Below are 10929 nucleotides of genomic sequence, written 5' to 3'. Positions count from 1 at the left end.
TTAACCTGCGCGCCATCCGAGTGCTGCCCCTGGTAGCCTAGGGTCTGTGAAGACCGTGTTCTGGATCCTCATGTTCCTCGTCGGGTTGACCGGCGTGGTGGTGCCACTGACGTACCTCTACACGGCGAGCAAGCTGCCGCCGCTGGAGAACGAGACGGACGTCGAGAAGCAGCTGCGCCACAGCATCGAGGACGAGCGGATGAGCGTCGCGGTCGGGCTGGTCGACCGAGGCAACAAGCCGTTGACGTTCGCCAAGCCGGACTTCTCGCGGTTGCCGAAGGACCTGGTGGCGCTCTACATCCGGCAGATGGAGTGCCCCACGTACTTCCAGACCCCGCGCGAGGACGGGCGGGCCTGGGCGTGGCGCCTGTTCGCGGGCGTGGCCTTGGGCGCACGTCCGCCCGGGGATGGCGCGTGCGAGCGCCTGCTGGCGGTGCGCATCGCGCGGGCGCTCGGCATCAAGGACAACCTGGAGCTGGCGGTGGCGGCGCACCGGCTCCACAGCTTCCTGCAGAAGGACCAGCTCATCGCCTATGACCTGGCCATCATCCGCTTCGAGCGCGGCATCGTCGGCGTGGAGGACGTGGCGCAGAAGATTTTCGGTCAGCCGCTCGCGGACCTGTCGCTGTCCGAGCTGGCGGAGCTTCAGCTCGCGCTGCCGCCCTACGGCTTCTATACCGACCTGAAGCAGTGCAAGAACGCCACGCTCATCCGGCAGAACCGCGACTTGTTGCTGCGTGACCTCGCGGGTTGGCAACTCGTCAGCGAGGACCGCGCTCGCAATGCCATCGCCGAGCCGGTGGCCTGCCTGACGACGAAGTAGGGTCCGCGTTCAGCGGCGCAGGCCGGTGGGCAGTTGGTCGAGCCAGCCCACTTCGAGCACGGCCCACAGTCCCAGCAAGACGGCCTCCGCCGCGTCATGGCGCAGCGAGGTGGGCCGGTCCGCGTGGGACCACTCGATGACGCGGCGGGCGAGCCCATCCGCCGCGTCCTTGGCGAGCGCGCTGCTGCGCTGCTCACGCGCGTAGAGCAACCGGGCGCGCCAGTCCTCGGCGGAGACGCGCAGCACGGGCAGGGCGCGGCGCTGGGCCTCGCGCTCCCAGACCTCGGCCACGGGGCCACCGCCCTCCAATACGAGCCACGCGAGCGGTGCCGCGGCGTGCAGCACCTGAGGAACCGCGCGCTTCAAGCGGGACTGGGTGGCGAAGTTCTGCGAGCGATACCAGCGCAGCCGACCCTCTCGGCCATAGCGCGCGAGTCCTGAGCGAAGTCCCAGGTCGACCGCGAGGAGTCCCGGCGACTCCGCGCCGTTCGGCTCGGTCATGGAGCGAGGGCTACCGCTTCTTGAGGAACATCCGCTCCCACGAGTTCAGGGCGCTGGCGATGTCGAGACGGCTGCCTTCGTCCTGCGCGAGCTTCGTCTTCTGGCGCAGCCCCTCCAGCGAGTTGCGAGCCCCGTCGCCGCTTTGCGACCCGATGGGGAAGACGACGTTCATGCGCGTCTCCAGGCGACGGATGCGGGCGAAGAGTTCCTTCTGCGAAGGGGCTCCCGGCTTGGCGCTCGCGGCGCTCACTCCGCGCTGAGGTGCGCTGGCTCCCGTGATGGGTTGCGCCTGCGGACCCGTGCCCAGTGTCGCCTGTGCACCCGTTGGGATGTCGCCCGCTACTTTCGCCGCCGCACCTGTCTGAGCGCTGCCTGCGCCGATGCCTGCTTGAGCACCCGATGGGACACCGCCCACGGCTTGTGTCGGTGCACCGGATTGCGCGCTGCCTGCGGCAATGCCCGGCTGCGCGCCCGAAGGAACACCGCCCACGGCCTGCGTCGGTGCGCCTGCTTGCGCACTGCCTGCGGCAGTGCCCGTCTGTGCACCCGCGGCGACACCGCCCACAGCCTGAGTCGGTGCGCCTGCTTGAGCGCTGCCTGCGCCGACGCCCGCTTGAGTACCCACAGCGACACCGCCCATGGCCTGCGTCGGTGCACCGGCTTGAGCGCCGCCTGCCAGCGCGCCCGAAGGAGCACCCCCGACGGCCTGCGCTGCTGTGCCTGGCTGCGCACTCCCCGCGCCCATGCCCGGCTGTGCCTGCGAACCCGCGGCGGTCGGTGCACCTGTCTGCGCGCCAGCCATCGCCGTGCCGGTCTGCGCGGTGGCGCCTGCTGTTCCTTCTCCAGCGCCGCGCGTGAAGGCGACCACGCCCACGGCGGCCAGCAACGCGGTGGCGCCGAGTCCCGCGGGCAGCAGCCGCCGCACGAGTGTGTTCCGCCCCACCGCGCGGACCTCTTGCGTGCTCAGCTCCGGAGGCATCGGCGCGGGCACGTTCGTGGTGGGTCGTCGCGAGTCCGCCAGCTCCGCGCGCGTCGACGCACTCGCGGGCTCCGTGGGCGCGGGTGCGGTGGGATTCGTCCGCGTCGCTCGCAGCGTGCGCCGCAGGCGCTGGAGCTGCTGCCGCAGCGTGTCCGCCGAGTTGGGACGTGTCTCGGGGTCCTTCGTCAGCATCTGCAACACGAAGGCATCGAGCGCGGGCGGTAGGTCAGGGACGAACTCGGACGGACGCGGCGGGCGCGCCTCCACGTGCTTCATGAGCAGGTCCACCGGAGAGCTGCCCACGAACGGTAGACGGCCCGTCACCATCTCGAAGGTGACGACGCCCATCGCGTACAGGTCCGTCATCGGCCCGACTTCCTGGCCGCGCGCCTGCTCTGGCGCCATGTACTCGGGCGTGCCCACCACCATGTCCGTGCGCGTCTGCGCCGTACGGCCGGTGGGGCCCTCGCCGCGCTTGGCGAGACCGAAGTCCAACAGCTTCACGTAGCGCGAGCCGTCCGGCTGCTGGACCAGGAAGATGTTGCTCGGCTTCAGGTCGCGGTGCACCACGCCCGCGCCGTGCGCCGCGGCCAGTCCGCCCAGGACCTCCTCGAGCAGCGCGAGCGCCTCGTGCACGGGCAGCCGGCCCTTCTCCGCCAGCACCGCGTCCAGCGGCTGCCCGTCCAGGAACTCCATGACGATGTACTGCCGCCCATCCGGCACCTGGCCGAAGCCGAAGATGTCGATGATGCCGCGGTGACGGATGGCGTTGACCGCGCGAGCCTCGGCGAGCAACCGGGCCACCTGCTCGGCCGAGTGCGCCAGCTCCGGACGCAGCACCTTCACCGCCACGCGCTTGCCAATCAGCGGCTGGATGCCGTCGTACACCAGCCCCATGCCGCCCACGCCGATGCGGGAGCGCAGCTCGTACTCGCCCAGCTTCATGCCGATGAGCGGGTCGCGGGGAGGCTCGGCGGGTGGGGGGACGGGAGGTGGTTCCGATGCGCTCTGCCGCACCACCACGGTCGGCTCAGCGGAGGGTGACACGCTGAACGAGGCAAGCACCACCGTTCCGTCGCGCGGACACACCGAGGTGTCGGACGGGACGGCGAGGCCGCAGGTTTCGCAGATCAGCTCGGGTGCCATCGCAGACGAGACGCAGGGTAACAGGTGGATACCCGAGACGCGACGCGTCCGAGCGAGTCAGGGCCCGCGAGCGGACATGGCCCGGTCGCCCGTCTTCCCGCCAGCCAACAGTTCTCCGTCGGCGGGGGCAGTCGGGTGTTGGGCGGAAGGCGATGCGCGTCCCGCTTCATCATCAGGGGAGCCGGACCAGGACGCCCACGCTGGTGGGGCCGGCGATGACCCGCGTGCTGCCCGCGCGCTCGGGAGGGCCATCCGAGAGCCACAGGTACGCGCCCACGCCCGCCAGCACGAGTCCCACGCCACCGCTGGCCAGGGCCAACGTGCGCTGACGCTTGAGGTCCTCGTAGTGGTTCGACAGCGAGCCGCGCACCTCCTCCTGCGTGGGGCCCGAGGGGTCGCGGTAGGCCGCGTCGATGTCGTCGCGCGAGCTCTTCGCCTGCGTGCCGAAGTAGACGCCCGCCGCGATGGCCAGCGCGCCCGCGCTCACGCCCACGATGCCCGTGGGCGTCTTCCACGTGTGCGTCGGCGCGGCATGCTCCGGCTTCACGGGAACGACGGGCTGGGGCGGAACGACCAGCGACGGCGCGGCGGCCACGGGGGCCGGAGGCGGCGCGACCACGGGAGGCGGCGGACGCAGCGTGTTCTTCACCTTCGGCACCACCACGTCGAGCGCCTGCGTGAGCCCATCCAGGAGCTGATCCTCCTTCACTCCGGACACCTGATTCGCGGCGAGGAGCTGACCGTCGCGCGCCTGATAGGCGCGGATGCCGGCGCGGAAGCCGCTGAGGAAGGGGACCACCTCGGAGACGATCACCACCTCGGTCTTCCCCGCCGTGCCCAGCGACACGATGCACCCGGCCTCGGTGCGATCGCACCGCAGCACGGCCTTGCGCTGCCGGGCGGTCATCTTCCGAGTGACCTCCTCGATGCGCACCACCTGGAGGTCGCGCGACTTGAGCTGCTGGGCCACGTGCTCCTGGGCGAACTCCGCGATGTGCCTGGGAACCCCCGACGCATCCGGAGGAGCCAGCAGCACGGTGACGGGGGCCTCGGGAGATGCGGCGGCCACGGTGAGCGCGACGAGGAGCGGAATCAACACGTCGGCCACTTTCTCCCCGACTTGCCCGTCTCGCAAGGACACGGTGCATGCTCACGCCACGCGGACCCGTTCGCATGACAGTGCGACAGGTCCCCACCTCAGGCCGAGCATGCCGCGCGTCCTTCACGGAGCGCACCCGTGGCGTGGGGGCATGGCCCGAGCGCGGACGCGAAGGTCCGCGCGCCCAGGCAACGTGGGGCGTCGGGCGCCGCGCTACCGACGCGAGCGATCCGGCGCGGGCCGAATCTGCGTCTTCTCCGAACTCTGCGGCTCGGGCAGCACGTCGTCGTCGCCCTCGTCATCCAGGGACTCGGCAGCGGGCCGCGCGGGCGGCATGCCGGGCGGCGGGCGGCGCGGCGGGATGGCCGGGCGCGCGCTCGGGGGCGTGCCGGGAGAGGGCCGCAGCGCTGCTGGGGCGGGCCGGCGCGGGATGGGGGGCCGCGAGCTGGGGTCGTCGGCGAGCAGGTCCTCGGACACCTCCACCTTGGCCTCGGACGGCAGCGGGCCGGCGTTGGTGGACTCCTCGGCGGCGTCCGCGCGCCCGAAGGGATTGCGCGTGGGCGGCGGCGTCTTGTCGTCATCGCTCGCCGCGGGAGGCGGGCGCGGCGGCGCGGCGGGCTTCGCGGGAGGAGGCGTCGCCGCGGCGGGCTTGGCGGGCGGCGGGCGGGCGGCACCCGCGGGCAGCGCGGCGGGGACCTGCACCTGCGCGGAGGGCGCCGGCTTGGGCGCGGCGGCCTTGGCGTCGCGGGCCTCGTCGCGCAGGCGCTGCTCGAAGCGCGCCCACTCCGTCTTGTAGTTGTCCGGATCCGGGTGACCGGACTCGCGGTGCTTCAGCGAGGGCGCCCAGCGCACGGTGTAGGACTCGCCCGCGTGGAAGACCGGCGGAGGCGGCAGGCCGTAGGTGACGGGGTCGAAGAAGGACTCCTCCAGGTCTCCGAAGCCGTACGCGCGCGCCTTGGCGACGAAGTTGGGGATGATGCCCGTGGGCGCGTGGTAGCCGAGGATGTGGCCGTCCTCGTCCTTGGTGACGGGCGTGAAGACGAAGATGTCCTGCGTGCGGTAGTCGCCCTTCTCGTTGAGGGGCAGCACCTCGGACAGGGCGCTCGTCTTGCGGCTACCGTCATGGTAGCGCTCGCAGCAGATGATGAAGTTGATGGCGCTGGCCACCTGGGCGCGCACGGCGACCATGGGCAGCTCCACGCCGGACATGAGGCACAGGGACTCGATGCGGCGCAGCGTGTCCGTGGGCGTGTTCGCGTGCGTCGTGGCCAGCGAGCCGCCGTGGCCCGTGTTCATGGCCTGCATGAGGTGGAAGGCCTCGCCGCCGCGCACCTCGCCGACCACGATGCGGTCCGGGCGCAGACGCAGCGCCGAGTGGAGCAGGTCACCCATGTCCACCTGACCCTTGCCGAACTTGTCGGCGGGCCGGGACTCGAAGGGGACGACGTGGGTCTGGTTGAGCTGAAGCTCGGCGGAGTCCTCGATGGTGAGGATGCGCTCCTCGTCGGGGATGAGCGACGAGACGATGTTGAGCAGCGTCGTCTTGCCGGAGCCCGTGCCGCCCGCCACCAGCATGTTCAGCTTGGTGGCGATGCCCGCCTCGATGAGGCGCGCCATGGGCTTGGTGAGCGACTTGAAGCGCAACAGCGCGTCAATCGTCAGCTTCTCCTTGAAGAACTTGCGGATGGAGATGGTGGTGCCCTTGCGCGCGATGGGCGCAATCACCACGTGGATACGGCTTCCATCCGGGAGGCGCGCATCCAGGCGAGGCCGCTCCTCGTTGAGCATGCGGCCCACGAACTGGGCCATGTTGCGCGCGGCGCCCAGCAGGCCTTCCTCCGTGAAGGAAGCGTCGGTGTGCGTCAGCTGGCCCCTGCGTTCAATCCACACGTCGGTGGGGCCGTTGATCATGATCTCCGACACCGACTCGTCGTCCAGGTACGGGAGGACGGGCTTGAGGAAGGCGCGGAGTGACTCGTTGTACATCGACATGGCGGCCGCAGGTTAGCGCGCCCCGCTCCCCGAGCCCAAATGTCCGCCGCGTCCACTGGGACCCCCGCGCGCGAAAAGAAGCGAGCGGGCAGGTGGGACGGGTGCTTCAATGCCCGCCCCCTGGAGGAACCCATGTTGGCGGACCGGCTGCCCGATGAGTGGAAACAGCTCCTGCGCGAGGCGTTGGCCTCGCCGTCCTTCGCGAAGCTGGAGCGCTTCGTGGCCGAGGAGCGCGAGCAATTCACCGTCTACCCGCCCGAGGACGAGCTGTTCTCCGCCTTCCAGCTCACGCCGCCGAGCGCGGTGCGCGTGCTGCTGCTGGGGCAGGACCCGTATCACGGCCCGGGACAGGCCAACGGGCTGGCGTTCTCCGTGCACCCGGGCGTCGCGGTGCCGCCCTCGCTGGTGAACATCTTCAAGGAGCTCCAGAGCGACGTGGGCGCGCCCAAGCCGCGTGATGGCTCGCTCGAGCCGTGGGCCCGGCAGGGGGTGCTGCTGCTCAACGCCGTGTTGACGGTGCGCCAGGCCGAGCCCAACAGCCACGCGGGCCACGGCTGGGAGGACTTCACGGACGCGGTCATCCGCGCGGTGAGCGCCGGCCCCGAGCCCGTGGTGTTCCTCCTGTGGGGCAAGTACGCCCAGAAGAAGGAGCCGCTCATCGACGCGAGCCGGCACGTCATCCTCAAGGGGACGCACCCCTCGCCGCTGTCCGCCAAGAGCGGCTTCTTCGGCAGCCGTCCATTCAGCACCGTCAACGCGGAGCTGGAGAAGCGGGGCCGCGAGCCCATCGACTGGACGCTGCCCTCCTGAGGGCCGAGCGGGCGGCGGGTGTTCTGGCGCGCCCGGGCCGGTTACGCTGTCGCGCCATGTCCTTGTCCCGCCGGAGCCCGCCCCTCTTCGAGGAGTCCACCCGCAAGCGCGCCGCCGAGGTGGTCGCGGCCATCGAGTCCCGGACGTCGGCGGAGGTGGTCGTCGCTGTGCGCGCCGCCTCGGGCCAGTACCGCCACGCGGACTATCTGGCGGGCGCGGGGCTCGCTTTCGTCGCGCTGCTCGCCCTCCTATACGTCCCCCAGGAGCTCGCGTTGGAGCTGTTCCCCCTGGGCGTGGTGCTGGCCTTCGCCCTCGGTGCGGTGGGGTGCGCGAGCGTGCCAGCGCTGAGGAGGAAGCTCGTGTCCCGGACGCTGCAAGAGACCTCGGTGCGCACGGCCGCGAACGCGGCCTTCGTGGAGCTGGGCGTGTCGCGCACCTCGCGGCGCACCGGCATCCTCGTCTTCGTGTCGCACTTCGAGCGGCGCGTGGAGGTGGTGGCGGACATCGGCGTGGACGCGCAGGCGCTGGGGCCCGAGTGGCGCTCAGTGTTGGATGCGCTGAGCAGTGCGGTGGCCACCTCGGCCGCGCCCGAGCCCTTCTTCGAGGCGCTCCGTCGCTTCGAGCACCCCCTCTCGCGCGTCCTGCCTCGGCTGGAGGACGACGTGAACGAGCTGCCCGACATGCCCGAGGCCGTGGCGTGAGGGCGCCGCGTCGCTCGCTGCGGTGGATGGCGCTGCTCGCGCCCCTGCTCCTGTGCGCCGTGCTCAGCGTGCCCGACGCGGAGGCCCGTCCGGGCGGCGGTCACTCGTTCAGCGGCTCGTCCAGCCGGGGCTCCTCTGGCAGCCGAGGCTCGTCCGGTGGGCGGAGCTGGAGTTCATCGTCTTCCAGCACGCGCTACAGCAGTGGCACCTCCGGGGTGGTGTACTCGACGGGCGGCTCCTTCTCGGTGCTGCCCTTCCTGGTGCTCATCCTGCTGGTGGCCATCGCCATCATCGTCATGCGCGCGTCGCAGAACGAGCCCGAGGACTGGGCCTCCTCGCCGCCGCCGGACTATCGGCCGCCGCCGCGCCCGTTGGGCTCGCTGCGCAACAAGCTGGCGAAGCTGCGCACGGTGGGGGCACGCAATTCGGACGGGCACATGGAGCCGTTCGACCCGGACTTCTCCGTCATCCTGTTCGAGGACTTCCTCTCCGCCCTCTATGCGCGCGTGCACACGGAGCGAGGCGCGGGCCGATTGGACACCATGTCGGCCTACCTGTCCGAGGCCGCGATGGAGCACTTCGCGCGGATGGGCGAGGTGATGCAGGTGAAGGCCGTGGTGGTGGGCGCGCTCCACTACCTCTCCGTGTCGGACCTCCGCCCGGAGAGCCAGGTCGTCATCGTGAAGGTCCGCTTCGAGGCGAACTACACCGAGGTCATCGACGGCGAGCGCGACCAGAGCTGGTACGTGGCCGAGGAGTGGACGCTGGAGCGCGCCACGACGGCCCGCTCGCGTCCGCCCGCGGAGGCCCGTGTCTTCAAGTGCCCCAACTGCGGCGCCGCGCTGGACGCGATGCAGGGCTACACCTGCTCGTACTGCGAGCGGATCGTGAACACGGGCGAGTTCGACTGGGTCGTCACGCAGGTGCGCGAGGAGGCGCGTGAGGCGCGAGGCCCGCAGCTCACCGGCACGACGGAGGAAGAGGGCACGCAGCTTCGGACGCTGGTGGACCCGAGCGCGCGCGAGGGGCTGCGGGAAATCATGTCCGATGACGGGGACCTCTCGCTCACGAGCCTCCGTCAGCGCGTGCAGTTCATCTTCGATGAAATCCAGATCGCCTGGTCCGAGCTGATGTGGGAGCGCTCGCGCCCGTGCGTGAGCGACAACCTCTTCCAGACGCAGCTCTACTGGATGAACGCGTACCGCGCGGCGGGCCTTCGCAACATCTCCGAGAACGCGCGCATCACGCGCACGGAGTTGGTCCGCGTGACGAGCGACCGCTACTACCACGCCGTCACCTTCCGCGTGTTCGCCACCGGCCTGGACTACACCGTGCGGGAGGCGAACCGGCAGCAGGTGGTGGGCGGCAGCCGCACGCGCGAGCGCGTGTACAGCGAGTACTGGACCCTCATCCGTGGCGTGGGCGTGAAGGGCGTGCCCGCGGATTCGCGGTACTGCCCGTCCTGCGGCGCTCCCCTGTCCATCAACATGGCGGGCCACTGCACGCACTGCCAGGCGCGCGTGTCGTCCGGCGAGTTCGACTGGGTGCTCAGCCGCATCGAGCAGGACGAGGTCTACCAAGGGTGAAGCCCGCCTGATTGAAGGGCATGCGGACGTGGGGCATGCGGCCTGATGCCGCGCGGCTGGACATCGCGCGGCCTGATACGGTGCGCCGCGCCATGACCGCTGCCTTCCTCGCCGCCACCCTCGTCGAGCCCCTCAACCCGGGACATTACCTCGCGCGCTACACGGCCCCTTGGTACCAGGGGAAGGGCGCCTATGGAGGCGTGGTGGCGGGGCAGGTGCTCCGCGCCATGGAGCACCACGTGGCGGACGCGGGCCGACCGGTGCGCTCGTTCACGGTGCACTTCTGCTCGCCCGCGGTGGAGGGGCCGGCGGAGATCCACACCCGGCTGGAGCGCGCGGGGAAGCTCGTCACGCACGCCACCGCGCGCGCGGAGAACGCGGCCGGCGTGGTGTGCGTGGCCACCGCGACCTTCGGCGGCACGCGCACGGGTGCTGTCACCTACAACGAGTGGGCCATGCCCCAGGTGCCGCCGCCGTCGGAGGTGGGGATGGTTCCGGACGACGCGCCCATGCCGGACTTCTGCCGCTTCTTCGAGTACCGCTACTGCCTGGGTGCGGCCCCGTACTCGGGCGCGGACACGGCGGAGGTGGGCGGTTGGCTGAGGCCTCGCGAGCCGCTGACGCTGGACGCCGCGCTGTGCGTGGGGCTCATGGACGCGTATCCGCCGTCCGTGCTGTCGCGCGTGGATGGCTTCCGGCCCGCCGCGTCCGTGGACTTCACCGTCCACTTCTTCCACGCCCTGCCGCGCGAGGGCCTGCGGCCGGACATGCACTACCTGCGCGTGGGGCGCTCGCGGCAGGCCTCCGAGGGCTACTCGGAGGAGTTCCAGCAGCTCTGGACCGAGGACGGCCTGCTGCTGGCCCAGTGCCGCCAGCTGGTGGCGGTGCTCGGCTGACTCACGCCGCCGCGGAGTTGAGTTGCTTTTGCAACAGCCGCGTCAACTCCGCGGGGTCGATGGGCTTGGGCAAGAGCTCCGCGTTGTAGCGGATGGCCACGGACAACAGGTCATCCAGCGCCTCGTGTCCGGTGAGGAAGATGAACGGCGCGCGGCAGTCCTTCAGCTCGCGCATGGCGATGAGCACGTCGGTGCCCGACATCCTCGGCATGTTGTAGTCGCAGAGGATGGCGGACACGGAGGCCACGTCCAGGTCGAAGGCCTCCTCGGGGGTCTGCACCGTGAGGACCTGGTAGCCCGCCTTGCGGAGCAGGTCACCCACCGTCACGAGGACGAAGACGTCGTCGTCGATGATCAACACCGTCTTCATCCGCGTTCCCTCCGGCCGGTTGCGCG

9 protein-coding genes and 1 pseudogene are annotated in these 10929 nt (G+C 70.9%); 5 read left to right on the top strand and 5 right to left on the bottom strand.

Annotated features, from left to right (window positions below):
* The first annotated feature begins 46 nt into the window (after positions 1-46).
* Entirely contained in the window at positions 47-823 is a 777-nt protein-coding gene (locus JGU66_05025) for a transglycosylase domain-containing protein (protein MBJ6760114.1), read from the top strand.
* Positions 824-832: 9 nt separating this feature from the next.
* On the opposite strand, the gene JGU66_05020 is transcribed toward JGU66_05025, so the two are convergent.
* The 4 genes and pseudogenes from JGU66_05020 to JGU66_05005 all read right to left on the bottom strand — a co-directional run bounded on the left by JGU66_05020 (position 833) and on the right by JGU66_05005 (position 6540).
* Entirely contained in the window at positions 833-1324 is a 492-nt protein-coding gene (locus tag JGU66_05020) for a hypothetical protein (protein ID MBJ6760113.1), read from the bottom strand.
* An 880-nt stretch (positions 1325-2204) separates the two neighbouring features.
* Positions 2205-3449: pseudogene (locus tag JGU66_05015) on the bottom strand (serine/threonine protein kinase).
* Positions 3450-3621: 172 nt separating this feature from the next.
* A complete protein-coding gene (locus JGU66_05010; GenBank protein MBJ6760112.1) occupies positions 3622-4548 on the bottom strand; it encodes a hypothetical protein in 927 nt (308 codons plus the stop codon).
* A gap of 213 nt (positions 4549-4761) precedes the next feature.
* A complete protein-coding gene (locus JGU66_05005) occupies positions 4762-6540 on the bottom strand; it encodes a CpaF family protein (GenBank protein MBJ6760111.1) in 1779 nt (592 codons plus the stop codon).
* A 132-nt stretch (positions 6541-6672) separates the two neighbouring features.
* On the opposite strand from JGU66_05005, the gene ung reads away from it, so the two are divergent.
* The 4 genes from ung to JGU66_04985 all read left to right on the top strand — a co-directional run bounded on the left by ung (position 6673) and on the right by JGU66_04985 (position 10533).
* Positions 6673-7350 (top strand): uracil-DNA glycosylase, encoded by a 678-nt coding sequence (gene ung / locus JGU66_05000; GenBank protein ID MBJ6760110.1) that lies wholly within the window; start codon positions 6673-6675, stop codon positions 7348-7350.
* 56 nt (positions 7351-7406) lie between these two features.
* Positions 7407-8051: a hypothetical protein gene (locus tag JGU66_04995; protein ID MBJ6760109.1), complete on the top strand. Its 645-nt coding sequence runs from the start codon at positions 7407-7409 to the stop codon at positions 8049-8051.
* Positions 8048-9637: a TIM44-like domain-containing protein gene (locus tag JGU66_04990; protein MBJ6760108.1), complete on the top strand. Its 1590-nt coding sequence runs from the start codon at positions 8048-8050 to the stop codon at positions 9635-9637. Before JGU66_04995 ends, JGU66_04990 begins: the two co-directional genes overlap by 4 nt.
* A 92-nt stretch (positions 9638-9729) precedes the next feature.
* Positions 9730-10533: a thioesterase family protein gene (locus tag JGU66_04985; protein ID MBJ6760107.1), complete on the top strand. Its 804-nt coding sequence runs from the start codon at positions 9730-9732 to the stop codon at positions 10531-10533.
* A 1-nt stretch (position 10534) separates the two neighbouring features.
* Here the strand turns inward: JGU66_04985 and JGU66_04980 are convergent, their stop codons facing one another.
* The gene (locus JGU66_04980; GenBank protein ID MBJ6760106.1) at positions 10535-10903 is read right to left on the bottom strand and encodes a response regulator; all 369 of its coding nucleotides are present in this window, start codon (positions 10901-10903) and stop codon (positions 10535-10537) included.
* Positions 10904-10929: the final 26 nt, after the last annotated feature.

The organism is Myxococcaceae bacterium JPH2, assembly GCA_016458225.1.
Lineage (GTDB): Bacteria > Myxococcota > Myxococcia > Myxococcales > Myxococcaceae > Citreicoccus.
The sequence above is the reverse complement of the archived record's forward strand: the minus strand, read 5'-3'. Positions and strand labels throughout refer to the sequence as shown.

Bases quoted from the DNA above. Each gene is read 5' to 3' on its own strand.
- JGU66_04980 (MBJ6760106.1), bottom strand. From the start codon at position 10,903: ATGAAGACGGTGTTGATCATCGACGACGACGTCTTCGTCCTCGTGACG.
- JGU66_05020 (MBJ6760113.1), bottom strand. From the start codon at position 1,324: ATGACCGAGCCGAACGGCGCGGAGTCGCCGGGACTCCTCGCGGTCGAC.
- JGU66_04985 (MBJ6760107.1), top strand. From the start codon at position 9,730: ATGACCGCTGCCTTCCTCGCCGCCACCCTCGTCGAGCCCCTCAACCCG.
- JGU66_05005 (MBJ6760111.1), bottom strand. From the start codon at position 6,540: ATGTCGATGTACAACGAGTCACTCCGCGCCTTCCTCAAGCCCGTCCTC.
- JGU66_04995 (MBJ6760109.1), top strand. From the start codon at position 7,407: ATGTCCTTGTCCCGCCGGAGCCCGCCCCTCTTCGAGGAGTCCACCCGC.
- ung (MBJ6760110.1), top strand. From the start codon at position 6,673: ATGTTGGCGGACCGGCTGCCCGATGAGTGGAAACAGCTCCTGCGCGAG.